Raw genomic sequence first — 25,622 nt, forward strand, 5'->3', positions numbered from 1 at the left:
GACATGAACTTGGTTTCACCGAACCCGTCCGGCTCCATGATGGTTGCGGGCACGGCATCTACGGCGGAGGGCATTCCGGCTGTACGCGAATATCTGCGTATAGCGATGCGTTGGCGGTACGTCATTCTTGGCACCGTGGCGGCGTGTGTCTTGTCCGGACTGATCGTTACCTTGCTGATGACGCCGAAGTACACTGCGACCGCGACCATAGAAATATCGCGCGAAGCAAGCCAAGTTACTAATTTTCAGGGGGTTGAACGCGAAACCAGCGTTGCTGACCAAGAATTCTATCAGACCCAATATGGGTTGCTACAATCGCGTTCATTATCGGAACGGGTTGCAACCCAACTGCGTCTCGTCGACGATCCCAAATTCTACGAGCGCTTCGGTATGGCAAGCGACGAGCTGGCGTTCCAGCGGGTCAACGGCCGCTATCCGGCCGCCGGACGGGCGGTCCGTCAGCGCGTGGCGGGAGAGATACTACGTAAGAATCTTCAGATCACGCCAACTCGACTATCACGTCTTGTCGATATCCGATTCACCAGCCCCGATGCCGATTTCTCGGCAAAGGTTGCCAATGCGTGGTCGGATAACTTCATTCAGGTCAATCTCGAACGCAAGGTTCAGGCTACATCCTATGGTCGTGATCTTCTGCAGCGTCAGTTGGCGCAGCAGAAGGAGCGATTGGATGACTCACAGCGTCAGCTTGTTTCCTATGCGTCGCAGGAGCGGATTATCAACCTTCCCGCGCAACAGGGCGCGAGTGGCAGCACTACGGAACGTTCGATCGTCGCAGACGATCTTGCCGCACTGAATGGAGCATTGTCCCAAGCGACAGCCGAACGCATCGCTGTCGAGGCCCGTTACCGCGAAGTCGGGCGTGCCGGCGCGTCGACCGAGGCATTGCGTAACCAGGCGATCAACACATTACGCCAGCGCCGCGCGGAACTGTCCGCCGAATATCAGCGGCTGATGACCCAGTTCGAACCAGAATATCCCGCGGCGCGGGCGGTGCAATCGCAGATCGATCAGATCGATCGCAGTATCGCTGGAGAGGAACGTCGTGTGTCGGGTTCGCTTGCGGCTGACTACCGCAGCGCAGTAGAACGCGAACGTGGTTTGCAGGGCCGGGTCGAGCAGTTGAAGGCCAGCTACCTTGATCTGCGTCGTCGCAGTATTCAGTACAATATATTCCAGCAGGAGGTAGATACGAACCGTGCCCTTTATGAAGGGCTGCTCCAACGGTTCAAGGAAATCGGTGTCGCAGGTGGCGTAGGTGTCAACAACGTATCGGTGGTCGATCCCGCTGACGTCCCGCAACGCCCGTCATCGCCACGCCTGCTTATCAATCTGGCGATCGCCCTGCTAGCCGGGCTGGGGCTTGGTGCGATTCTTGCTTTCGCGCTCGAACAGATTGATGAGGCAATTGCCGATCCTGCAGAGATCGAACGTCGTCTGGGCCTGCCTCTGCTTGGCTCGGTCCCCAAGGTGACGGGCCAGACTCCAAAGGAAGCGCTCATCGATCGGAAATCCGACTTGGTCGATGCCTATCTGGCTGTGCAGACCAATCTTGCCTTTACGACCGAGCATGGCGTGCCGCGTTCGCTATCGGTAACGTCGACCCGCCCTGCGGAAGGCAAGTCTACTACGGCTCTTGCCCTGGCGACCACGCTTGCGCGAGCACAGCGCAAGGTAATTCTGGTTGACGGCGATATGCGCTCACCGTCCGTCCATCATCTGGGAGGCGTCGATCATGATCGGGGTCTAAGCAATTTCCTCGCTGGGCAGGAGGAGCTTGAATCACTGTTGTTTCGAATGGACGATCTGGGTTTTGTCGCAATGTCCGCGGGTCCCATTCCGCCGAATGCGGCCGAGCTGCTGACCGGCAATCGCTTGTCGGTGCTACTCGACCGATTGCTGGAAACCTATGACCATGTGGTCATCGATTCTCCTCCGGTGATGGGACTGGCCGATGCGCCGTTGATTGCCAGCAAGGTTGAAGCCGTTATCTACGCCGTAGAATCGCATGGTATTCGCTCCAGCCTAGTCAAAACGGCGCTTGCCCGGCTCGCCAGTGCCAATGCCCATATTGTCGGTGGAGTGCTGACCAAGTTCGAGGCCCGCAAGGCGCAATACGGCAGCGGCTATGAGTATGGCTATGGTTATGGGCGCGACCGTGCCGCCACGGTGAAAGCGGAGCAGGACTAATGGCGGCGCTCGGCTACCTGTCCCGGCGAGCACCGGCGGAATGGGTTGTTCGTATCCTGTTGGCGGTTGGGACAGCATGGTGTTGCTATGGCGCTGTTACCCAATCATTGGCTTATGCCATACGAGCGACCTCACCCGAACGGGCGCATGCCATATCGGCAGGGGACGGGCGGATCACAGCGTTGCTGTCGGAACTGCAATCGGGTCCGGAGGCCACTTCAACCGAGCGCACCCGTTCGGATATGCTGGCACGTGCCGCGCTGCGTCAGGATCCAACTGCGGTCGCGGCCTTGGCAACCCTTGGTTTGAACGCCCAGATCCGTGGTGACACCGTTTCGGCACGGCAGTTTTTCATCCGTAGCGAACGACTTTCACGTCGTGACCTGCGCACCCGCCTGTGGGCGATCGAGGACGCGGTGGCGCGGGGTGATACCGTCGGCGCGCTGCATCACTACGATATCGCCCTCCGTACTTCGCGAAGCGCACCCGACCTGTTATTTCCTATCCTAGCTTCGGCAATTACCGATCCGTCTATCCGGGTCAATCTAGCACGAACGCTGGCAACGCATCCGATATGGGCGGACTCATTCATCAGCTTTGCAGCAGGCAACGCACCCGACCCACGCTCCGTCGCCAACCTGTACACACTACTGGACAAAGCAAGGGTAGCTATTCCTGATTGGTCACGCAGCGGCCTTATTAGCCGTTTGTTATCGGCCGGAGATGCCGATCTTGCGTGGAGCTATTACCGAAGCTACTCGCCCAATGTCAGCCGAGACACTTCACGCGATGCCGAATTTCAAATAAGCCTCGTCACTCCGGCACCATTCGACTGGAATATTGTTGAGTCTGCGGGAACATCTACTTCTATCCAGCGCAGCAAAAACGGTAAGGGAGTTTTCGATTTTGCCACTTCGCCGGGTATTGGCGGGCCGCTGTTACGGCAGACACAGATGCTATTGCCTGGCGATTATGTGATCGAGGGGCATAGCACGGGTATTGATCAGGCAGAGCGATCACGGCCTTACTGGACGCTTGAATGCAGTGACGGACGCACGTTCGGACGCTTCGTCCTGCCTAACTCAACCGACGGGAATGGTCGGTTTTCGGGGAGCATTACCCTACCGCCAGGATGTCCGGTGCAAAATCTAACGTTGATTGCTAGACCGTCTGAGGATGTTTCGGGTGTTCAAGGTCAGATCGACAGGATTCAGCTACGTCCCGCCCGATAAGCAGGGAGTATGCTGCTTTTTCGTCCTTCATGAACCTTACCGCTCAAAATACACTGGCTATGAATGACTTGCTGATTCCGCCAATTCTGCGGATCTCGTAAGTGCATAGAATCATGTATTTGATATTTTTGTAAGATTCTAGGATGGATCAATGCAAATACATATTTGAACCGGAAATGGGTCGGCGGCGTCAGCGCACTTGATCTATTTCTATTTTGGTTCGGGGTCATGCGTTCTGCGGTGGTGAACGTAGATAGGCGGCCTTGTTATAGTACGGTGAAATATATCTTCATTACTCGATTTTATGATGGTGCTGTCTGCGCCAAGGTTTTACATAGGATTGCAAGATCCATGATCTACAATGTTCAGACCTTGCGAGCCTTGGCAGCATCGTTGGTTGTCTTAACTCATCTCGATGCGATGCTCATTGCTAGTGGCATTGGACGGGAGCATCTTGCTTTTGGCACCTCGGGCGTCGATTTATTCTTCGTCATTAGTGGGTTCGTGATTGTCTATGCGACTGATGGCAGAGCGCTATCGCCGCTTCGTTTTTTCAGGGATCGGCTCCTGAGGATCGTTCCGCTCTATTGGACACTAACACTGGCGGTTTTCGTAATCGCATTGGTTGCACCCGACTTGTTGAAATCGACAACCGCTTCTCTATTCGATCTGTTTCGATCGCTGCTGTTTGTTCCTTATGTAAAGGAAAGTGGGGAAATTCAACCAGTATTATTTTTAGGATGGACGTTAAATTACGAGATGTTTTTTTATGCTATTTTTTCAGCAGCGATGATTTTGAAAAATAGTATATATAGGGTGACTTTGCTTACTTCGGTAATTGCAGTTCTAATCATTGCTGGTGTCTTTGTTGCTCCATTATCTACCGTATCGTTTTTCCTTACTCGTCCGATTATGATTGAATTTGTGATTGGGGCCTGGATCGGTATCGCATATGTCAAAGGTAGGCGGCTCTCCACACCGCTAGCGATAGCGTGTTTGCTGGGAGGTTTTTCCGTCTTGATAGGCAGGTTCTGGCTATGGCCCGGTGGTGAGCGGGCATGGTGGGGCGGGCTCAGTGCGATGGCCATTTTATCAGGTGCGTTGTCACTCCCGCAATATCGAGGAAAAATGCTCCAACTGCTTGGCGGAGCAAGCTATTCGCTCTACTTGCTCCATCCATTCGTCATTATCGCTGCAACCAAAATTTGCATCAAGCTGGGCCTGTTCGATAACACTCTTAGCCTAATTGCTTCAGCGGTATTTGCTTTTGTGTCTGCCTGTGCGGCCTCCATTCTCTCTTTTATGTATTTTGAGAAGCCGGTCACTCTATATATAAAGAAGGTTGCGCGCCACTAAGGAGCCAAACCTAATTGACGTGCTCCCCAAAACTCTATCAGTTATAACTGGAGCCCGGGGTGGGTTGAGCCGCTACCCGTTCTTAGACCACTTGGCTGGCCGTCATCCAGCATCTGCCGGCAGCGGCGGGCCATGTGCCGCTGACCGATTCACCAGCGATATCGGCGTCTTGTTGCCGATGGCGCTATGTGGCCGCACCTCGTTGTAGTCTCTACGCCAAGCCTCGCATTTTCGCACTGCGTCGCCGAGGCTCATGAACCAGTGCTGATTCAGGCATTCCGCGCGGAACCTGCCGTTGAAGGACTCGATGAATGCGTTGTCGGTCGGTTTGCCAGGGCGGCTGAAGTCGAGCGTGACGTTGCGGGTGTACGCCCACAGGTGTAGCTCGCGCGAGATGAGCTCGCTGCCTTGGTCGACCCGGATCGACGCCGGATAGCCCACCTCGCTGCACACCCGTTCGAGCACCTCCACGACGTCCGGCGCCCGGAAGCTGAACCGCGGCACCACCGCCGGCGAGAACCGGCTGAAGGTGTCTACAACCGTCAGGATGCGCAGCTTCGGCCCCGTCGCGAGCTGGTCATGGACGAAGTCCATGGCCCACACCTCATTCGAACAAGACGCCGCGCAGCGGCCTTCCCTCAACTTCGCTTTCACCCGGCGCTTCGGCGGTTTGTGCCGCAGCTGCAGCCCCATTTCCTTGTAAAGCCGGTATACCCGCTTCGCGTTCACGTCCCAGCCTTCACGCCGGAGTAGCACATGGATGCGGCGATAGCCGTAACGCACCCGCGTCTCGGCAACCTCCTTCATCCTTTTCTTCAGGTCGGCCTGATCGGCACGGCGCCCACGATAGTGGTAGCTCGACCGCTCCGCCCGGAGCACCCCGCAGGCCCGCCTGATGCTGACCTGCATGTGCTCTTGACGGCGTCGACGAGTTGCCGGCGCCGTTCAGGCCTCAGAGCTTTCGCGACCCATTCGGCCTACGATCAATTCCCCGGATTGATCGTCAAACGGCCTCATCCTGCAACATCGCCTTGTCGAGGCTCAGGTCAGCGACCAACCGCTTCAGCTTGGCGTTCTCCTCCTCGAGCCGGCGCAGCCGCCGCATCTCCGACGGCATCAGACCCGCATACTTCTTGCGCCACGCGTAGAACGTCGCCTCGCTGATCCCCGTTTTCCGACACACCTCGCCGATGCTCGTGCCATCCTCCGCCTGTTTCAGCACGAAGGCGATCTGCGCCTCCGAAAACTTCGATCTCTTCATCGCTCACTCCGCTTCCTTGGCCCTCTTTCATAACTGGAGTTTTCCAGCTTAAAGCGGTCCAAGAAACCGGCAGCAGGTCAGTTCTGCTCTGGCTGCCCTTTTCCACGATTCCTAGCGCAAAGCGGTCCAGAGAACAGGCAGCAGTCAACGGAAATAGCTTAAGGGTATCGTCTGACGACGATCCGCCAGAACACCCGGGATCGCCATACGCGCACCAAGCTGCGGATGTGCCAACGCAGGTGTCGCCAAGATCCATGACTGTCGCGCCGCGCATCATGTATCACCCGGACGTCGTGTAGCACCTCGGCCCGCCCCCCCTGCACCTGCCAGCGTGCGGACAAATCATAGTCCTCGCAGTACATACGGAAGCGCTCGTCAAAGCCGCCTATCGCGCGGAACGTCGCCAGCGGCGCGATCAGGAACATGCCCGCAAGCCAGAAAAAGCCCGCGCCGTCGGGGTTGGCCTCCCATCCCGGGATGCGGTGCAGCATGCGACGCAGGAGGTTGGGTGCTGAAAGGTTGGCGCGCACCGAATCTTCAATGGCACCATTGGGCGCAACCACGACGGGAGCGCGCAGAGCAGGTGACGGTCCATTCCAATCGGCCGCAGCGATGCGTTCCAGCGTGTCACTCTGCGCCAAGCGAATATCTGGATTGATAATCAGGAACAATTTGCCCTCCGCCATGACGGCAGCGGTATTGTGATTGGCGGCAAAACCCTTTGGCACGTCATTACGCACGAGCCGCAAGTTTAACCCATCTAATGGTTTAAATTCTTCGGGAATGTTGATCGTCACTATTATCAGCCATTCGGTGATTCCGGTCTGACCAGCAAGATCATCGAGAAGGTTGTAGATCAACGCGGCGTGACCGTGACTGACGATCGAAAGGGTGCCCTTAACCGGGTTCATTTTACTGCGTCCTGGTATGTGTTTAGTGATGGGGCCCGGCTAGCGCGGGCCCGCTTGTGGTTCACGGAACAGTTGGTCGTTGAGCATTTCCGTTGCCGCTTGTCTTGTGCGGAAACATATCAATTGGTAGCCACCAATCCGCAGCGATGCGCGTGTCGTCGCCTGAAGTAAGAAGCCGATTTGGTCTAGCGGCCGATCAACAAAGGCCACACCCCCGATCGTCGTCCACTCCGTCGCGTCCAAGGGTGCGTTAACGGATACGCCCATCCGGCCATTGATGGACAAGGTGGGCGCGCCTCCTGCCACCTTGCGATATGCGAGCGTCCAGGCGATCCATGCCGCCCGCGGAACTTGTATCGGTCCCAGATAGACGCCGTCGCCCGTCTCGAACTCCATCTGCTGACTGACCATGCTACCCGGCAGGATAGCATCGACCACGCTGTGCGTCGCCAACCGGCGTTTGCCATCAGCAACGATCGGATCATGGCAGGTGCTGACAGCATATGCTTCGTCAATCTGAGGGTGAACGACGCCTATACGGTGCGGTAACTGGAAAATCGCTCCACCCGGACCCGAATTTCTCTGATTTGCGTTGGCTAGGCTGCGCGTAACGCCAGGAACCACTTGTCCGCCAAAAATTCGAGCGTCGTAATGGACGATTGCCGCTGCGGCATCGGCATGTTCTACCGCGAACAGATCAAGGGCACAGGATCGGGTGGTAATGCTGGTATCGCCTAACAGTATTATCTTGCCTAGCGGCGTGTCGTGAAAGTCGATTGTGCCCACACGATCAGCAAACAGGAAGGCAGGCATCTGGCGTTTGCCAGCTAGTACCAGTGCGTTTTCTATACCACCAGTTCCATTTGCTTCATTCCAACACGACCGAATACTTACGCCCGGTACGCCATCGCGGCTTTCAAAACGAACGAAGACAAAGACAAAACCGGGATTATTCTCGAAGATACATTCATCGAAGACGATCTGACCAGATCCAATAACTGGGCTGTCGACGTACAGCACTGCTTTTCGTGCATCCTGAAAGTGGCAGCGTCGTACGCTAAGGACACCGCTGTGCATGATGGTATCGTCTTTGCCACGGAAACTATGTCCCCAAAGGTGATAATCCGCATCCTCGAACTGACAATCTTCCAAGTACAAGCCTATATTGCCGGTTGGACGGCTAATGGATTTTTCGAAACCAGTGAATTTGACGTTGCATACTCTGGTGCCGCCAAATTGGTCGCCCTCGACTGTGCCATAGCCTAGCCCTATCCCAGCGTTTTTGCCGCGCAGCGTTAGGTCGGCGATCGTCACCGCATCCCAGCTGGCAATGCTATATCGCTGACTTAAGATCGGAAGCGCCGGATCGCGGGGCATCAGGATGGTTGCGTCCCGGCCTGCCCCGCGCAAGTGCACTTTCCGCGAATGCATGTTCAGCGACACCCGATGCGTGCCCACTGGCAGCTCCAGTGTTCCGCCGCCCGCCGTGGCAAGTGCGTCGTAGCGGCGTTGCAGGGGGTCCTCTGTATCGTCCACCCTTTGCTGTTCGACGTTTTTGCCGGCAGGAATGATCGCGCCCGCTCCGGCGGCTATCCCGGACAGCCCGAACATCGCTTGGCGCCTTGACACCTTCACGGAGCGTCCTTTGCAGCAGGTCGTCGGCGAGCGAGATATTGCCCTTCGCTCGCCATCAGCAAGCCAGCCATCATCAGGAGCAATGTTCCGCTGAAATAGCCTATGCCGCGCACGAAAACCTCGATCAGCGGTGCAGTGATTACCGCTAGGGCAAACAGTTCGTGCGCGGTGCCCCTCCGTTTGCCGTTCGCCAGTGCCCGCAATCCGAGTCCGGCACGGATCGCCAGATACAGGTAGGTTGCGACGAGAGCGATGCCGAAGATACCTAGTTCAGCTATCAGCTTGGCCGCCGTCAAACCGCCGTCACGTAGGTTCGCGTCATCTTGGATGAGCCGGTAGATTAGGTCGCTGGTCGGCACGTTGAGTGGCACAATACCCAGCTGCTGAAAGCCGATTCCCCAACCGCCAGTTCGTTCCAGCGCCGCTTGGGTCAGTTCATACCCTTGAATATAGACCAGAGTAGAAATGTTGGTTGTGTTACTCGAGAAATCTAGACGATCGGTATAATAGCTGATGTCCAGATATCCGGCAACGGCACTGACTGCGACTAGCCCGGCGCCGAGAATTGCCGGCGGCAGGCAGCAAGCGGCGGCCACGCCAACGGCAACGACCAGCGACAGGCTTTCGAGCAGAACGGCGATAGCGAGCGCGATGACCAGCCACCCAATCCGCATCGGCAAGGACGAACGCACGCACTGATAAATCAGGAACGGTGTGAAGCTGAGCGCAAAATGCGACGGCTCTGCAAAGGGGAAAACGGGTTTGACGTAATCAGACTGGATCGGCTGCACGCCTGCAATCGCAACAATCGCGATGAAGACAAAGCCGCTGGAGATGATCGTTATGACCCGATCAAGTGCTGCCGACGGAGTCTGGATCAAAATGGTACGTATCAGATATGCGGTCACGATCACGATCCCCACCGCCCCAAGCGAACTGATCCCGCGCAACAAATCGCCCGAGACGGTCAGCGACGCGATGGTGCCCTGCAGGACGACGGTGAACGTAAAAAGGATTATCGCTGCCAGCGTCACATTCAAATAGCGCCCACCATTTATTCGATAGAAGCCGAAAACACCTGCGCCGATTACAAAAAGACAGGCTGACAACAGTCCGGATATGCCTGACGATGCGTCTAAGGCGAAACGTAGGGTCGATGGCAACGCAATCACCGAAACCATCGCACAGAAAGCCATCGCGCCGCCTTTTTTGTTAGGCGAATAATGGGTTTCTCTAAACGTACGTGACTTATCGAATTTCATCGCAATCACTGCTGATGTTTGTAAGATTGAAGCGGAATAGTGGTTCCCGCTGAAATGGAGCGGTTTCGCTTTTCGTGAATCGAGACAATCATGTCGACGAGTTCTGGCCAATTATCAGCGAACGGTCCAGGAATCGCATCCGCTTGAACCGATACAGAGGACCATCCGTTTAAATGTTTCTCCAGCATTATGTCCGCCAACTGGCGCGGATCAGCAGAATTAACGAACTGCACCTTATCATAGCTGCCAACCGTTTCATGAGCATACGGCAGATCGGCAACGATCATTGGCTTGCCCAAGCTCTTGGTTTCGCTGATCGGCAGGCCCCATGTTTCCAACCGCGACGGAAACAACAGGCAGTCCATCTTCTCGTACAGTTTGTTCATGGCAGCACGATCCTGCAAGCCAACGAATTTAATACTACGGGAAGCTCCATAAGATTTATAAAGTTGTCGCGTCAGTCGGCTTTCGCCCGGGTCAATTGTCCATATAATTTCCCCACGCCAGCTAGGTTCTCGGTCTAGTAACAGTGCTGCTTCACCAATGAGTTCAAAGTTCTTGAAGCCACGAGGCAGGGATGGATAGACGAATGTATTGAGTGGACTGGCGGGGGGGCTTGATAAAGGGAATGTCTCAGGCACTGGGTGAGCAACAACGACATTCCGAACGCCGTATCGTTTTTCGAATTCTTGGCGCAACCATTGCTGCTGAACTATAACTGCCCGATTGGCATGTATATTTATTCTGTAGAATAAAGAATATACTGCACTAAATATGAGGAGTTTTGGTTCGCTATAAATTTCTTTTATAGAAAAACGGTAAAAACAATCAGGATGATGGCAGTAAACAAATTGAGAGCCAGCGCTTACCACTGGGCTCAAATCATGCATAGAAAGCCATATATCCGCATTAAGCTGCTTGGAAAGCTTCTTCATTCCGAAATATTCGGTATAGATTCTTTTTAGCCAAGATTTTTTGGCTTCTGGCAAGCATATGGTCTCTACCATCGGAGTATTGATTACATCAGCATTGTTGACAATTGCAACAACTCGCCAGTCAGGTAGTTTTTGCCGTACAGTTTCGGCGCAATCCTGCAGGATCTTAAGTGTGCCCCCGCTGACCAGGTTGACGCCGGAGAGAACGATGGTTGGCACTATATCCTCACAATTTGCAGTTGCTGCGGTGGGCAGTCGACGGGGGGCGTTTCTTGCTTGGTAATGCGCTATTTCAGAAGGCTGCGGGCAATTGCGCTAGCTCCCAAATCGTCAAGGCGCCGGATGCTCCTTCTGGCCTTCGCTGACGCCAAGCGCCGCCTCTATAATGCCTGTTTGCTGCGTCTTTCCCAAGCGATAGCCGGCATCTTGAGAGGCGGTTGGGCATTGCGGGATGCCGCTATCAGAAGCTTGCCCTACTGGCAACATTTCACCATTATAGAGGTCTTGCTAGAGGTTTCTATTGGTTCGGCCGCGATATCGTTGGATTGCATCGATGCCACGGATTTCGTAGTGGATCTGCAATCGCAGGTGTTCCACGGGAAAACGATGACAAATCGCAAAGAAATTGCAGACATGATCGTCGCGCGCATGACGGCCGAGAAGGAGCGAATGGCCGCCCAGTATGCGGCATCGCGTGTCGGCATTGGCTATTTCTATATCGACGATCTGTTGCCGGAAGCATTGGCACGCGCAATCCATGCCCAGTTTCCCAAGCCAGAAACCATGAAGTTGAAGAAGACGCTGCGTGAATATAAATACATTGCGGCACAAATGAACAACTACGACGCTATCCTTGAAGAAACTGTTTATGCTTTTCAGGATGAGCGCGTAGTTGAAATAGTAAAAAATATATGTGATATGAAATCCGCCTATCCTGATAGTCACCTGTATGCTGGTGGTATATCGATGATGGGAAAGGATCAGTACCTTAACCCGCACTTGGATAATTCCCATGATAAGGACCGTGACCGCTGGCGAGTTCTTAATCTGCTATATTATGTGACGCCGGACTGGAAGGAAGAAAACGGAGGCAATCTGGAGGTTTGGCCTGGCGGTGTTGAGCAGGAGCAAACCGTAATCCATAGCCGATTTAATCGTTTGGCAGTTATGGCAACGCATAATCAGTCTTGGCATTCGGTCAGCCCGATCAAGGTTAACGGATTCCGCTGCTGCATATCAAATTACTATTTTGCTGACGAAGCATTGAAGCATGACGACACTTTTCATGTCACTTCCTTTCGTGGTCGGCCCGAACAGAAGCTTCGCGATGTGGTGTTACGCGCAGACGCGACAGCGCGCATGGCTGTCCGAAAGGTGTTTGCAAAGGGCGTGGTGGAAAACGAACATTTATACAAGCGTGACCAAAATTCGTGATTGCAAAAAGAGTCAGCTAGGTCCTCGATCCCGGCATTTGGTGGTGCTGACGCGACCCCCGTTTCTTCGTCTGATTCGAACCAGGGTTCAAACGCATAGCCACCATATGACTGGTGCAGCCAATGCGACGGCTGTCATGAAGTTCTCGATGTTGCGGTCGTAGGCGTACGGGACCTTGCGGTTGCGACGCGGCAGGATAACGCCTGATGCCGCGTTCATCGAGCTATTCGGGCAAAACCTGACTATCGTATCCCTTGTCGGCGACGAGTTCGGCAGCTGGTGGCGATGCAGCGATGCAGGTCTTGGCGACCTTGCGGTCGTGCGCGTTTTCTGGCGTTGGCAGGCATGATGGCCCTTGGCGTCGCAGACGGCATCGACCTTGGTGCTTCGACCGCCTTTGGTGCGGCCGATGCCATGGGCCAAGGTCCCCTTTCCACCGCCTGCGCAGCGTGGGTGTTGATGCAACTGCTGTCGATCAACAGCCGGTCCAGCGCCTGCCAGCGTGCTGAAGACATCTGTCCAAACACCGCGCTCGGCGCAGCGCACGAAGCGCTGTGCAGCGTCTTCTTCGACCCATGCACCTCCGCGCCGTCCGCCAGCGCCCTGCACACCGCATGTACGATCCCGCTCAGTACATGGCGATCATCCATCCGTGCGTTGCCCTGCACGTCGGTCGGCAAAAGCGGAGCGATCCGCTCCCATTGGGCATCGGAAACCGGAAAAATCCCACATCTCACCGCCTCCTTACTGGACCGTAAATCGCCATCCGGCATGGAACAAAAGATGGTTATTGCGTCCGGACCCAAACGAGAAAGCCGAAGGCAAAGCCTAAACTTCCACTATTCTTATTGATGCTGTAGCCTAGTGCTGCCATCGACGACATGTTGCCATTGTTCGGATCGCTGAGCGACCTACCCCAAACGAAAGCGGATTATGATTTTTGTGGCAACTGCGCTCCTATTGATAGCGGTGGAAAATCCGCCTGTCATGGCGCAGGATCGCTATCCGGACGACGCGCAGGACCAGGTCGCGCCGGTCCAGCAGCCTCTGCCGGAAACCCGCCAGGGCGAGACCGCGCGGTCGGCCGCCGGGCAGACCGGGCAGCGCCAGACGCGCGAGGACGTCGCCGCCGAGGCCGGGATCGAGCCGATGGGGCGGATCAACGGCCGGATCCAGAACCGGGTCCAGTCGCGCATCCGCAACCGCATCGACCGCTATTACGACCCGCAGGCCAATGCGACCTCGCCCTTCGCCGTTGCCGGCGATCAGGCGCGTACCGCCGGGCGTCCGCGCCGGTGATCCCGGCCGGGCGGGCGACGTGCCGTCCGACCATTTCCTACTCGAAAGCACGAATGGGCGCGATCACCGCCAGTGTCGGCGTTCGGGTGGGCCCGGTTTCCCGTCGCATCTTCGTGCTTTCGAGTAGAATAGCCCCATGACCCGCAAGCCCCCTTCCCCGCGTACGCCCGCCAAGCCCCCAGCCCGTCCGCAGGGCGATCTGTTCCGGCTCGACAGTCCGCTGACCGCCGAAATCCGCGGCGAGCGGTCGTTGATGGCGTTTCCGTTCTTTGCGCTGGCCAAGAATGCGTGGATGAAACCGCTGACTTATCAGGCAAATGCCATATCGATCGAAGTACGGCCGTCAGCCAGCGGCGTCGCGACGATCTATGACAAGGAGATCGTGCTGTATATCGCCAGCCTGATGCTGGCGAAGATCGAGATCGGCGAGACGGTGACGCAGGACTTCGTCTTTACCGCGCATGATCTGTTCACGGTGACCGGGGCCAATCACTCGGCGCGGTCGTACGGACGACTGTCGGAAGCGCTGGAGCGACTGCAGGGTACGCAGATCAAGACCAATATCGAGGCGGGCGGCGAAGGCGAGGAAGGCTTCTTCTCGTGGCTGTCCGAAGCCAAGCTGCATTATTCGCGCACGCGGGGCGGCGAGCGGCGGCTGAAGGCGGTCAAGGTGCGGCTATGCGACTGGCTGTTCCGCGCGATCCTGCTCGACCGGCATGTGCTCGACTATGCCGCCGCCTATTTCCAGCTAGGGCCGATCGAGCGGCGTATCTATGAAGTGGCGCGATCGAGCGGCGAGGAGCGGTTGGAAACCGACCTCGCGACCTTTCGCCTGCAGATCGGCTATCAAAACCCGCTCGCCAATTTCCGTAATGCTTTGAAGCAGATAGCAGCAGCAGACAGTATCCCCGACTATCGGTTGGAGCTGATTGAGCAGGAAGCGCCCGAGGGTGAGGCGCCCCGGCGCGGGCGGCGCGCGACCCCGGTGCAGGTGGTGCTGACCCGCCGTCCCCGCGCGCTCGGCAGTGACGAAGCGGGTGATTCGGGCGAAACCGAATCGGCGGACGCCAACGCCGCCTAATTCCTATCCGAAAGCACGAATGCGGCCGGGTATTTCCTACCCGAAAGCACGAACGTACCGCCATATTGCTATCCGAAAGCACGAATCGTGTCGGGCGATTTGCGCCGAATCGAACGTAATTCCCGCTTTCCTACTCGAAAGCACGAACCGGGAACGCTTCCGATGTTGGATTTGATCTGCAAAGGTCGCGGAAACCGGCACCGGGCCGGAAGACAAGGGAATTGGCCGTGACCACATAAAGGAAAGCCCGGCACGAAGGCCGGGCGTCCCAGGTTTTGGAGCGACGTCGCCAAACGTCGAACCGGCTCTAGCAGGCCTTCTCCAATACCTTCGATCGCTTGTCGGTTCAAGGACGCGCGTTTCGCGCCACGCCCCTTTTTTGCATGTTTGTCACGGCCCCGGACAAAGGGGACGATGATGGCGCTCATCCTGGCGCAAGCGATCGCGCGCATGGCCGATCCGGGCCATGGCACACGACCACGCAGTGGTGGCGTGCACCGCACTGGCGCACCGGTGCGGCGTGGCAGCGTCGAGGCGGGGACGGTCGAGGACAGTTTCTTCGCGGTGCCGGCCAAGGGCGAGACCGACCGGCTGCTGCGCATGGCGCGCGCCGCGCTCGATGCCGGCCGCGCCCGGCGCCGTGCGGCACGGGCCGAGGGGCGTGCGCTGACCGCAGCCGAGACGGTGCTGTGCGGCCTGACCGCCGGTGCAGTGCGGGTGTTCGAGGAGATATGTACCCTCGCCCGGCTGAACGGCGGACGGGTGTTCCCGACCTATGACCATCTGGCCCGGGCGACCGCGCTCGGCCGGGCGACGGTGGCGCGCGCGCTGGCGGCGCTGGAGGCGGCGGGGTTCCTCGCCCGTCAGCGGCGCTTTTGCCGCAATCAGGGCGCGGGGCCGCGTTATCGCCAGACGTCGAACATCTATCGCGCGCTGCTGCCCGGCGCCCTGCTGCGCTTCCTGCCGCGCCGCTTCCGCCCCGCACCGCTACCCGACGACATGGCGGCGCATCAGGCGCAGGCGGCGGCCGAGCTGGCGGCGATGCGCGCGACGCTTAGCTGTAGGGAACTCGCCGAGGTCACGCTGGGTGGTGCGCTTGGCCGGGTGCTCGCCTCGCTCGGCGCGGCGATCGATCGCGCCGCATGCGAGTCTCATTGTGATCCGCAACCGCTCCCAAAGTCATTTGATCAGACGACAAATGTCGTCGGCCTCGCCGGCCAACGGCGTCCCAGCCTGACGGCCTAGCAACACAGCAATGTCAAAATCCCAATCGACCACCACCGAGTATCGAAACCAAAGGACGCACCGGCCATGCCGGCGCGATGCTCTCCAGCGAGAGCAGGCGGAGCCGTGGGTGGCCCAATATTACATAATATTGCCTGGAACCGGCGGATTTGCGCCGGATCGCCCGTTCGTATAACGCGTATAACAAGAGGATTTTCCGGCGCGGTTCGAACCGAACACGGCGTTCCCGCGCGCTCATCTTCCAACGGATCCGTTCCATGCAAGCTCCCACTGCCTCCCCGCCGCGCCCGCGCCGGTGGCGCAAGACCAAGATCGCGCTCGGCATCATTGCCGTGCTGCTGCTCGCCGCAATCGCCTTCCTGTTCCGGCCGATGGCCTCGCCCGCCGGCCCTGCGCCTGACAACGACCGCCCGCTCGACATGGTGGTGATCGGCGGCGGGGTGATGAGCGTGACGCTCGCCACCTATCTCCAGGAACTGGAGCCGAATTGGCGGGTGGCGATGTTCGAACGGCTCGGCAATGTCGCCGAGGAGAGCTCGAACGGGTGGAATAATGCCGGCACCGGCCATTCGGGCTTTGCCGAACTGAACTACACCCCTGAAAACCCCGATGGCAGCATCGACACGACCAAGGCGGTCCAGATCGCCGAACAGTTCGAGGTCGCCCGCCAATTCTGGGCGCATGAGGTGAAGACCGGGCGTCTGGGCGGGCCGAACGGCTTCATCAACCCGACGCCGCATATGAGCTTCGTCTGGGGCGACGCCAATATCGACTATCTGCGCAAGCGGCAGGCGGCGCTGGTCAAGAACCCGCTCTTCTACGGCATGGAATATACCCAGGACCCGGCGAAGATCCGCGCCTGGGCGCCGCTGGTGATGGAAGGCCGCGACCCGAACCAGAAGGTCGCCGCCACCTATATGCCGATCGGCACCGACGTGAACTGGGGCGTCATCACCCGCCAACTGGCCGCGGCACTGACCAAAAACCCCAATTTCGACCTCGAACTGCGCCATGAGGTTCGCGGCCTCCATCGCGGCGCCGACGGCATCTGGAACGTGACGGTGCGCGATCTGGCGACGAACAAGGACCGCACCGTCCGCGCGCGCTTCGTGTTCATCGGCGCGGGCGGCGCGTCGCTGAAGCTGTTGCAGATGTCGGGCATCCCGGAGGCGAAGGATTATGGCGGCTTCCCCGTCGGCGGCCAGTTCCTCGCCTTCGAAACGCCGGCGCTGACCGCGCGCCACGACGTCAAGGTCTATGGCAAGGCGGAGGCCGGATCGCCGCCGATGTCGGTGCCGCACCTCGACGCGCGCAAGCTCGACGGGAAATCGGTGATCCTGTTCGGCCCCTTCGCGCTGCAAAGCACCAAGTTCCTGAAGAACGGATCGTGGCGCGACCTGTTCAACAGCGTCTACAAGGACAATGTCGGACCGATGATGGCGGTCGGCGCCGAAAATGCCGAACTGGTCGAATATCTGGTCAAACAGGCGATGCTGACCGACAAGGATCGCCAGGCCGAGCTGGTCAAATATTTCCCGAACGCCAAGCAGGGCGACTGGAAGCTCATCACCGCCGGACAGCGGGTGCAGGTCATCAAGCGCGACCCGAAAAAGGGTCCGGTACTGCAGTTCGGGACCGAGATCGTGACCGACAAGCAGGGGACGATCGCCGCGCTGCTCGGCGCGTCGCCGGGTGCCTCGACTTCGCCGGCGATCATGCTCGAGGTGCTGAAAAAGGCGTTCCCGCAACGGCTTGCCAGCATCTGGACGCCGAAGATCGAGGCGATGATCCCGTCCTATGGCCGCACGCTCAACGACGATCCGGCCTTCACCAACCAGATCCGGCGGATGACCAGCGCGACGCTGAACCTGCCCTTCGTCGAGGTGCCGGCCGATGTCCGTACCACCCCTGCGGGGGCACCGGCACCGGCCGCGACCCAGCCCGGGCGCAGCCTGAACCGGGAGCAGCAGGCGATGTGATGGGGGGCGGGGCGCGAACTATGGCGGCATAAGGCGAAACCGTTCGTCCTGAGTAGCCATTGAGCTTGTCGAAATGGCGTATCGAAGGACCGCCAAGGGTGCTTCGATACGGGTCTTCGACAAGCTCAGCCCCTACTCAGCACGAACGGTTCTACTCGGCCGTATCGATCCTTGGTCAGCCTTCGCTGGGGCGACGGCTTTCGGATCAATGCGGCACGATGCCCAGCTCGACCCCGGTCTTGTCGTGCAGCGCAAAGCGGTCGACCAGATCAGCGCTGGCGCGGTTATAGCCGGCCACCGTCACCTCGGCCCCATCGCGACGCAGCCGGGCGATGATCTTGTCGAGCGCGTCGACGCCCGAAATGTCCCAGAAATGCGCCGCGGCGACATCGATCGTCACCGGCACCGCCCCCTCCACGGCGAAGGCGCGGCGGAAGCGATCGACCGAGGCGAAGAAGATCTGACCCGTAACGCGGTAGGTGACGCCACCATCCCCGACGATCCGCTCGACCGCGAACATCCGCTGCACCTTCCCGGCAAAGAACACCCCCGACAGCAACACCCCGGCGAGCACCCCCAGCGACAGGTCGCGCGTCGCGACGACGACCGCGACCGTGACCAGCATCACGATCGACGAGGTCGGCGGGTGACGGCGCAGATTGGCGAGCGAGTTCCAGCTGAACGTGCCGATCGACACCATGATCATGACCGCGACCAGCGCCGGCATCGGCACCCGCCCGACCCATGGCCCCAGAACGGCGAGCAGAAACAACAGGAACACCCCGGCGACGAAGGTCGACAGCCGCCCGCGCCCCCCTGAGGTCACGTTGATGACCGACTGCCCGATCATCGCGCAGCCGCCCATCCCGCCGAACAGCGCGGCGACGATGTTGGCGCCGCCCTGGCCCGCACATTCCTGCCGCTTGTCGCTGTCGCTATCGGTCATGTCGTCGACGATCTGCGCGGTCAGCAGCGATTCAAGTAGGCCGACCGCCGCCATGGTGAGGGCATAGGGCAGGATGATCCGCAGCGTGTCGAGCGTCAGCGGCACCTGCGGCCATGCGAAGCTCGGCAACCCTTCCGGCAGCTTCCCCATATCGCCGACGGTGTTGACCGGCAGGTTCAGCGCGATGCTGATGACGCTCAGGACCAGAATGGCGACCAACGGCGACGGCACCGCCCGCGTCACCCGCGGCAACAGGTAGATGATGGCAAGGCCCCCCGCGATCAGCGCATAGCTGTGCCACGTCACGCCGATCAGCTGCGGCAGCTGCGCCAGGAAGATCAGGATGGCGAGCGCGTTGACGAAGCCGGTGATGACCGACCGCGACACGAACTGCATCACCCGGTCGAGCCGCAGCAGCCCGGCGGCGATCTGGATCAGCCCCATCAGGATGGTGGCGGCGAAGAGATATTCGACGCCGTGATCGCGGACCAGCGGCCCGACCAGCACCGCGACCGCCGCGGTCGCCGCCGAGATCATGCCCGGCCGCCCGCCGATACAGGCGATGGTGATCGCGATCGCGACCGAAGCATAGAGGCCGATGCGCGGGTCGACCCCGGCGATGATCGAAAAGCCGATCGCCTCGGGGATCAGCGCCAGCGCGACGACGATGCCGGCGAGAATGTCGCGGCGGATCTGCGCCGCTCCGCCAAACCATTGGCGGCGATAGGAAATGGAATCGAAAGTCATGGAAAATCCACATCAAGCCACATGGCGCCACCGTCGGGCGCAGGCGTTCAGGTCATGTGCGATGTTGTCCGGCGGATCGGCGGCCGGAATAGCCACCCGGAATTGCACCGGGTCCTTGCGAATGAGGCGCCCATAGCGGCGATCGGCGATGTGGGGCAAGGGGTGACGGCACGCCGGACCCGCCGATCCCGGCCGGTTGACTCTTAAATCTACATATGTTGTTCTTCGTCCATGGTACGGAACCGGCAACCCTCGAAACAGATGCGGCGCGTGCTGGCGGCGCTGGCGCAGCAGCGCGGCGAAGGGCGGCATGGCTATGACCTGCTGAAGGAAACCGGCCTGTCGTCGGGCACGCTCTATCCGTTGCTGATGCGCATGACCGACCAGCATCTGGTCGAGGCGCAGTGGTGCGCGCCGGCCCAGCCCGGACGCCCGCCGCGCCATGTCTATCGCCTGACCGCGAGCGGTTTCGCGCTGGCGATGGAGCTGGCCGATACGGATGACGCGCCATCGGGCACGGAGGCGATGGCATGACGACCTTCCTGGCCCGCGCGATGCTGGCGCTGGCGGCGGCGACGATGGGCGAACAGCGCGAAGGCTGGGCGCGGGCGATGGCCGGTGAAACTCTGGCCGCGGCGGCGGAGGGAAAGGCGCTGTCCTTCGCCTTTGGCTGTCTGATCGCGGCATGGCGGGCGGCGCTGACCAGCAGCCATGGCCGATTCCTGCTCACCAGCTATGCGGTCGCGATCGGCATCCTGCTGCCGATGGCCGCGCTCCAGATCGCGTGCGTCGGCTTCGGCCTGTCCTATCTCTATCCCGGCAACCACGGCCTTGCCGGCGCGCTGCTCGACGGCATGGCGACCAAATGGCTCTGGCCCTTCTACCAGTCGGCGGGGCCGGTGCTGGCGCTGCTGCAACTGGCGATCGGCATCGGCCATGTCCGGCTCGCCTGGGTGATGCTGGAGCGCGACTGGACGCGGGCGCTGCGCTGGTCGGCGCGGACGCTGGCGGCGTCGACCACGCTGATCGTGTTCATGGGCGCGCTGTTCCTGAATGTCCGCCAGTCGCTGATCATGGGCACGGTCGTCGGGGTCGAGCTGGCGATCCTGCTGATCGTGTCGAGCTGGCACGCCGACCTGTCGCGTGAGGTCGAGCGAACCGCCTGAATTTTTCGAAGGCCGCTCGTCCACCACCCTGCGCCGTCCGTGCGGGGATGGACGGTCGCGCCCTGTCGTTACCCGAAGGAGACGCCGCATGTCGTATCACCGCCGAACGATCCTGTTGCCCCTCGCGCTGCTTGCCGCCGGCCCTGGCAGCGCCGTCGCCCGGCCTGCCCCCGCCCCCGTTGCTGACCGATCGCCGTTCCTCGGCCGCTGGGAACTCGATCTGACGCGGATGCCCGCCACCTATGGCACCCCGCCCAGGCGCGTCGTCTATGTGTTCGAGGATATCGGCGGGGGGCGGTCGCGGCTGACCGTCGACATCACCGCGCAGGACGACAGCGTCCGCCACATGACCACCGCCTATCGCCCCGACGGCCGCGCCGCGCGCAGCGAGGGCGAGACGAGCGAGGCCGACAGCGCCGCCTTCCTGCTGCCCGCGCCGAACGTGCTGGTGATGAACCTCGCGCGCAACCGGATGCCGGCATCGGTCCGGGTCTATACCATCGCCCCCGACGGCCGCGAAATGACCGAATCCGCCGCCGCCGTCGATGACAAGGGCGAACCCTTTGTCCGCACATTTCATTTCCGGCGGGTAAGGTAGATGGTCCGGTGACGCCCCGTCACCCCTGCTCCAGCCATGACCGGGCATCCTCGACCTTTTCGAAAACGCCGGTCTCGGCGGGCAGCGTCAGGCGCTTCTTCTGCATCCGCAGCAGCATGCCCCCGCCGGCAAAGGCGATCCGGTCGGCGGGCGCGAGGATGTTGGCCAGATCGGACTGGACATAGGAAAACGCCTCCTGCGGCTGAACGAGTGTCCCCGACAGGTCGACCAGCACGCGTCCTTTTCCGTGAATCCGCCGACTTTGCGTCAATCGCCGCCCGAGATCGGAAAAATGGCGCTGGGCCGCGTCGCGATTCCACAGTCCTTCCGGTCGATCGACAAGGATCTTTTCGATATCCACCGCCAACGATACCTCCTGAAAAGGGCTTTCGTGCCGGGATAATGGCCGAACGTCCGGGCGTATCCAACGCAGATCGCGACGCCCACGGCGACCATTGCGCCAATAGTACGCAGATACGTAATACGATAATGATTTTACGGCATAAAATTGTTTCCATCGAAAACGGTCCGGACATGGCGGCGGGTCGATACGTGTAACCTTCGTCACCTTGATCGGGCGACGCCCGCCGCCGGACCTGTCCATTCCACGTCCGATCGGCTATGGGTCGCCCGTCCAGCACGCACGACAGGGAGGGCAAGATGACCAATCGCACCATGCCTGCCCCCGGCGATCTTCGGGTCGGTGGCCTTCTCCACCACTGACGCCCGCGGTCCCCGACCGACCTGCCCCTGCTGATTACAAGGACCGCGCGCCCGCCGCGGAAACTGCCATGACCGACGACGATACCGAGGATCTGTTTCCGCGCGCCTCCGTGCTGCGCGCGGTGCTCGCCTTTACCTTTCGCCACTGGGCGCGCACGCCGTGGCTGGCGGTGGCGTGCGGCGCGGCGATGCTGCTGGCGACGCTGACCGAGGTGTTCGTGCCGCTCTATGCCGGGCGGATGATCGACGCGGTCGGCAGCGGTGCGTCGGCGGCGGCATGGGGCGCGTTCGCCGCCATCACCGCGCTGGGTGGCACGATGGTCGTGCTGCGCCATCTGGGGTGGTGGACGATCACCCCGCTGACGCTGGGCATGATGCGCGACGTGACGCAGGAGGCGTTCGCGCGCGTCCAGCGGCTGTCGACCGACTGGCACGCCAATGCCTTTTCGGGGTCGACGGTGCGGCGGATCACGCGCGGCATGTGGGCGCTCGATACGCTGAACGACGTGCTGCTGCTGTCGCTGCTCCCTTCGCTGACGGTGCTGGTCGGCACGGTCGTGCTGCTGGCGCTGCACTGGCCGCTGCTGGGGCTGGTGATGGGGGTCGGCGCGGTCGGGTATATCACGCTGACCGTGTTGCTGGCGACGCGGGTACTGGCGCCGATCGCCCGCCTGTCGAACCAGTGGGATACCCGGATGGGCGGAGTGCTGGCCGATGCGATTGGCACCAATGCGGTGGTCAAGGCTTTTGGCGGCGAGACGCGCGAGGAAGCGTTGCTGGCAAAGACCGTCGCCAAATGGCGGCGGCGGACGCTGCGCACCTGGCTGGCCTTTACTTGGGCCGGGTCGGGGCAGCTGGCGCTGCTGTGGCTGATCCGGATCGCCGCGACCGGCGCGGCATTATGGTTATGGGCGCAGGGTCGGGCGAGCGCGGGCGACATGGCCTATGTCGTTACCAGCTATCTGGTGCTCAACGGCTATCTGCGTGACATCGGCCAATATGTGCACCAGTTGCAGCGCGCGGTGAACGAGATGGAAGAGCTGGTCGCGCTCCATGACGAACCGCTGGGCGTCGCCGACCGTGCCGATGCGCGGCCGATCGAAATCGTCGGCGGCGAGATCGTGTTCGACGACGTGACGTTCCGCTATGCCGGGCAGGACCGACCGCTGTACGAAGCGCTGTCGGTGACGATCCCGGCCGGGCAGCGGGTCGGGCTGGTCGGGCCGTCGGGGTCGGGCAAGACCAGCTTCGTGAAGCTGATCCAGCGGCTGTACGACGTCGATGCCGGGCAGGTGACGATCGACGGACAGGATGTGGCGCACGCGACGCAGGCGTCGCTCCGCCGACAGGTCGCGATCGTGCCGCAGGAGCCGGTGCTGTTCCACCGCACGCTGGCCGAAAATATCGGCTATGGCCGCCCGGGCGCGACGCAGGCGCAGATCGAACAGGCGGCGCGGCTCGCCAATGCCCATGACTTCATCATGGCCTTGCCCAAGGGTTATCGCACGCTGGTCGGCGAACGCGGCGTCAAGCTGTCGGGCGGCGAGCGCCAGCGGGTGGCGATCGCGCGCGCGTTCCTGGCGGATGCGCCGATCCTGATCCTCGACGAAGCGACCTCCAGCCTCGATTCCGAAAGCGAGGCGGCGATCCAGCAGGCGATGGAACGGTTGATGATCGGCCGCACCGCGATCGTCATCGCCCACCGCCTGTCGACCGTCCGCGCGCTCGACCGCATCCTCGTGTTCGCCGGCGGGCGGATCGTCGAGGACGGCGCGCACGATGCGCTGCTGGCGGTGGGGGATGGGCAATATCGGCGGCTGTTCGAGCGACAGGCGGGGACGGCGGTGGCGGAGATCGCCTGAGCGGCCGGGGCGTTCGCGTCCGTCCCAGCGGCCTAGGCCGGATCGACATTCAGTCCGCCGCGTGCGGCGGTGACCGGCCAATGCCCTATCGTCACTCCCGCGCAGGCGGGAGTCCATATGCGCTGACGTCGTCAATTCACCCGAAACCGTAGCGGCTATGGATTTCCGCCTGCGCGGGAATGACGAACATCCGTTGGAATCGCCGAATGTCGATCCGACCTGGCAGGGAGCCAAAACGGCCAGCGCCTGTTTTCAGCGGGATATTTCCCTCTGTATCGGGATGGACCCCATGACGAAGCGTAACGGGTATCTGGTGGCGGGTGCGTTTGGCGCCGTCGTGCTCGGCAGCATGGTCGCCCTCGGTTATGTCGAGGACCGGATCGATACGCGATCGGCGATCGGCAATTCCGTGTCCGAACGCCAGATGCTCGAACGCCGTCGCGGGCGGGTGGCCGAGGCGGCAATCGTCGACACGACCGTGCAGTAGAGCCGTTATGATCGGAATAAAGCGCCGAACAGGAAAGAATACGTCTATATTACAAAGAGGCAGTTCGATATCTTTACCAGCTGAACAGTGTTGAGTGCAGCGTCAGTTAAACTGCTATATATAAACGATAATATTCCGGTTTCTGCATTCTGTCATCGTCCCGGATGCGATGAAGACGGAAATACGGTGGTTGCTGCATGGCAAATACCCGATATGTCGGCGCAAGAGCCGATATATGCGGCCGATCATGCCATTCGCCATAGTGTAACGTAATCAGCATATTCATTGGCGAGTGACGAACCGGGTGGGCAAGATATGGATAGCGTTCCGCAAGACGGAAAATTCGTCGCACCCGACAATGTGAAAATATTGGTTCTATCGTCGCATTCGCATCCGAAAATCAGCGGACCGGTGAATCATCAGGTATATGCGACCCGTCACGGTTACGATTATCTGTTCGATATCACGCCGCTGGCGTTGACCACCCCCTATGACCAGAAGCTGGAAGTCATTACCCGGACGATGCGGCGGACACGGTGCGACTGGATCCTGTGGGTCGATGACGACGCCTATTTCATGCAGCTGGACAAGCCGATCACGGACTTCATTCCAGACGACGACAATGTCGACGTCGTGATCTGTCGCAGCCCGGTCAACCTGAAAGGCATATGGTCCTATATCAATTCGGGCGTGTTCCTGATCCGCAATCGCGCACGGGCATTGTCCGTGTTCGAGGAGGCGATCCGGTTGCCGATGCCGACGGTGGAGGCATGGTGGGATCGCGAGAAATACGGTCATTTCGTCGCGGGCGGCGATCAGGAGCGGCTGACCTATTTGTTCGAGACGAAAGCGGATCTGAAGGGCGCGATGCTCATCCACGATCACAGCGCGTTCAATTCGCGCGCCTATCACTTCAAGGCCGCGCATGACGAATATTTCGTCTGTCATCTGGCCAGCCACCGGGACAAGAATGTCCCGCTCGCCGATATGATCGCCCGGTTCGGACTGGATAAGCACCTGTTGCCGATGGATGTGGCAGCGAACCTTCCGGACAGTCTCCGCAAGTCGTTCTTCAGCCGTCCACCCATATTGCCCAAGCCGCCGTCCCTGACGCGGCGCATCGGTCGGAAGGTCAAGCGGCTCGTGCGCTGAGGTAAGGCCGATCTCGCAACCCGGCTTGCCATTCGCGCAACCACGCGCACGAAGCCAAACCGCCCGCCGCTGGTTTCCCCCTCGACACGTCATTCGAGGGAAA

21 protein-coding genes, 1 pseudogene and 1 other annotated feature are annotated in these 25,622 nt (G+C 60.1%); of the genes and pseudogenes, 15 read left to right on the forward strand and 7 right to left on the reverse strand.

Going from position 1 to position 25,622, the window contains the following annotated elements:
• Positions 1 to 3: 3 nt before the first annotated feature.
• The 3 genes from ASE59_RS09850 to ASE59_RS19145 all read left to right on the forward strand — a co-directional run bounded on the left by ASE59_RS09850 (position 4) and on the right by ASE59_RS19145 (position 4,796).
• Entirely contained in the window at positions 4 to 2,208 is a 2,205-nt protein-coding gene (locus ASE59_RS09850; RefSeq protein ID WP_056455600.1) for a GumC family protein, read from the forward strand.
• On the forward strand, positions 2,208 to 3,440 hold the full coding sequence (locus ASE59_RS19760) for a hypothetical protein (RefSeq protein WP_156359996.1): 1,233 nt from the start codon (positions 2,208 to 2,210) through the stop codon (positions 3,438 to 3,440). Before ASE59_RS09850 ends, ASE59_RS19760 begins: the two co-directional genes overlap by 1 nt.
• 276 nt (positions 3,441 to 3,716) lie before the next feature.
• On the forward strand, positions 3,717 to 4,796 hold the full coding sequence (locus tag ASE59_RS19145; protein WP_162235290.1) for an acyltransferase family protein: 1,080 nt from the start codon (positions 3,717 to 3,719) through the stop codon (positions 4,794 to 4,796).
• 102 nt (positions 4,797 to 4,898) lie between these two features.
• On the opposite strand, the pseudogene ASE59_RS09860 reads toward ASE59_RS19145, so the two are convergent.
• The 5 genes and pseudogenes from ASE59_RS09860 to ASE59_RS19150 all read right to left on the reverse strand — a co-directional run bounded on the left by ASE59_RS09860 (position 4,899) and on the right by ASE59_RS19150 (position 11,019).
• Positions 4,899 to 6,057 (reverse strand): annotated as a pseudogene (locus ASE59_RS09860) (IS3 family transposase).
• Positions 6,058 to 6,215: 158 nt separating this feature from the next.
• Positions 6,216 to 6,968 (reverse strand): glycosyltransferase family 2 protein, encoded by a 753-nt coding sequence (locus tag ASE59_RS09870; RefSeq protein ID WP_056455607.1) that lies wholly within the window; start codon positions 6,966 to 6,968, stop codon positions 6,216 to 6,218.
• Between the two features lie 39 nt (positions 6,969 to 7,007).
• Entirely contained in the window at positions 7,008 to 8,579 is a 1,572-nt protein-coding gene (locus ASE59_RS19765; RefSeq protein WP_156359998.1) for a hypothetical protein, read from the reverse strand.
• Between the two features lie 20 nt (positions 8,580 to 8,599).
• On the reverse strand, positions 8,600 to 9,865 hold the full coding sequence (locus ASE59_RS09880) for a hypothetical protein (RefSeq protein ID WP_156359999.1): 1,266 nt from the start codon (positions 9,863 to 9,865) through the stop codon (positions 8,600 to 8,602).
• Positions 9,866 to 9,870: 5 nt separating this feature from the next.
• A complete protein-coding gene (locus tag ASE59_RS19150) occupies positions 9,871 to 11,019 on the reverse strand; it encodes a glycosyltransferase (protein WP_156360000.1) in 1,149 nt (382 codons plus the stop codon).
• A 123-nt stretch (positions 11,020 to 11,142) separates the two neighbouring features.
• Between ASE59_RS19150 and ASE59_RS09890 the strand changes: the two genes are divergently transcribed.
• From ASE59_RS09890 to mqo, 6 genes are all read left to right on the forward strand, one after another.
• Positions 11,143 to 12,234, forward strand: a complete 1,092-nt coding sequence (locus ASE59_RS09890; RefSeq protein WP_200913221.1) for a 2OG-Fe(II) oxygenase — start codon at positions 11,143 to 11,145, stop codon at positions 12,232 to 12,234.
• Between the two features lie 345 nt (positions 12,235 to 12,579).
• Complete coding sequence (locus ASE59_RS20080; RefSeq protein ID WP_162235291.1) at positions 12,580 to 13,086, forward strand: hypothetical protein; 507 nt, start codon at positions 12,580 to 12,582, stop codon at positions 13,084 to 13,086.
• A 117-nt stretch (positions 13,087 to 13,203) separates the two neighbouring features.
• A complete protein-coding gene (locus tag ASE59_RS09895; protein ID WP_156360001.1) occupies positions 13,204 to 13,533 on the forward strand; it encodes a hypothetical protein in 330 nt (109 codons plus the stop codon).
• Positions 13,534 to 13,669: 136 nt separating this feature from the next.
• The gene (locus ASE59_RS09900) at positions 13,670 to 14,614 is read left to right on the forward strand and encodes a replication initiator protein A (RefSeq protein WP_056455617.1); all 945 of its coding nucleotides are present in this window, start codon (positions 13,670 to 13,672) and stop codon (positions 14,612 to 14,614) included.
• 417 nt (positions 14,615 to 15,031) lie between these two features.
• Positions 15,032 to 15,859 carry a helix-turn-helix domain-containing protein gene (locus ASE59_RS09905; protein WP_235515711.1) on the forward strand — a complete coding sequence of 276 codons (828 nt, stop codon included), beginning with the start codon at positions 15,032 to 15,034 and terminating at the stop codon, positions 15,857 to 15,859.
• A gap of 257 nt (positions 15,860 to 16,116) precedes the next feature.
• Complete coding sequence (gene mqo / locus ASE59_RS09910) at positions 16,117 to 17,838, forward strand: malate dehydrogenase (quinone) (protein WP_056455621.1); 1,722 nt, start codon at positions 16,117 to 16,119, stop codon at positions 17,836 to 17,838.
• A gap of 205 nt (positions 17,839 to 18,043) precedes the next feature.
• Here the strand turns inward: mqo and ASE59_RS09915 are convergent, their stop codons facing one another.
• A complete protein-coding gene (locus tag ASE59_RS09915) occupies positions 18,044 to 19,531 on the reverse strand; it encodes a SulP family inorganic anion transporter (RefSeq protein ID WP_056455622.1) in 1,488 nt (495 codons plus the stop codon).
• A 62-nt stretch (positions 19,532 to 19,593) separates the two neighbouring features.
• Positions 19,594 to 19,649 (reverse strand) — a sequence feature (sul1 is cis-regulatory element that is thought to sense ions involved in sulfur or methionine metabolism; They are found in Alphaproteobacteria).
• Between the two features lie 113 nt (positions 19,650 to 19,762).
• Here ASE59_RS09915 and ASE59_RS09920 point away from each other — a divergent pair.
• From ASE59_RS09920 to ASE59_RS09930, 3 genes are all read left to right on the forward strand, one after another.
• Positions 19,763 to 20,065: a PadR family transcriptional regulator gene (locus ASE59_RS09920; protein WP_056455624.1), complete on the forward strand. Its 303-nt coding sequence runs from the start codon at positions 19,763 to 19,765 to the stop codon at positions 20,063 to 20,065.
• Positions 20,062 to 20,697 carry a hypothetical protein gene (locus tag ASE59_RS09925; RefSeq protein ID WP_056455626.1) on the forward strand — a complete coding sequence of 212 codons (636 nt, stop codon included), beginning with the start codon at positions 20,062 to 20,064 and terminating at the stop codon, positions 20,695 to 20,697. Before ASE59_RS09920 ends, ASE59_RS09925 begins: the two co-directional genes overlap by 4 nt.
• Positions 20,698 to 20,785: 88 nt before the next feature.
• A complete protein-coding gene (locus tag ASE59_RS09930; RefSeq protein WP_235515712.1) occupies positions 20,786 to 21,295 on the forward strand; it encodes a hypothetical protein in 510 nt (169 codons plus the stop codon).
• A gap of 19 nt (positions 21,296 to 21,314) precedes the next feature.
• Here ASE59_RS09930 and ASE59_RS20085 read toward each other — a convergent pair whose 3' ends face one another.
• Positions 21,315 to 21,530, reverse strand: a complete 216-nt coding sequence (locus tag ASE59_RS20085) for a hypothetical protein (RefSeq protein WP_162235292.1) — start codon at positions 21,528 to 21,530, stop codon at positions 21,315 to 21,317.
• Between the two features lie 556 nt (positions 21,531 to 22,086).
• Here ASE59_RS20085 and ASE59_RS09940 point away from each other — a divergent pair.
• From ASE59_RS09940 to ASE59_RS09950, 3 genes are all read left to right on the forward strand, one after another.
• Positions 22,087 to 23,880 carry an ABC transporter ATP-binding protein gene (locus tag ASE59_RS09940; RefSeq protein ID WP_056455631.1) on the forward strand — a complete coding sequence of 598 codons (1,794 nt, stop codon included), beginning with the start codon at positions 22,087 to 22,089 and terminating at the stop codon, positions 23,878 to 23,880.
• A gap of 289 nt (positions 23,881 to 24,169) precedes the next feature.
• Positions 24,170 to 24,367: a hypothetical protein gene (locus tag ASE59_RS19775; RefSeq protein WP_156360003.1), complete on the forward strand. Its 198-nt coding sequence runs from the start codon at positions 24,170 to 24,172 to the stop codon at positions 24,365 to 24,367.
• 411 nt (positions 24,368 to 24,778) lie between these two features.
• Positions 24,779 to 25,519 (forward strand): hypothetical protein, encoded by a 741-nt coding sequence (locus ASE59_RS09950; protein ID WP_162235293.1) that lies wholly within the window; start codon positions 24,779 to 24,781, stop codon positions 25,517 to 25,519.
• Positions 25,520 to 25,622: the final 103 nt, after the last annotated feature.

The sequence above is a fragment of the Sphingomonas sp. Leaf10 genome (assembly GCF_001421245.1).
GTDB lineage: Bacteria > Pseudomonadota > Alphaproteobacteria > Sphingomonadales > Sphingomonadaceae > Sphingomonas.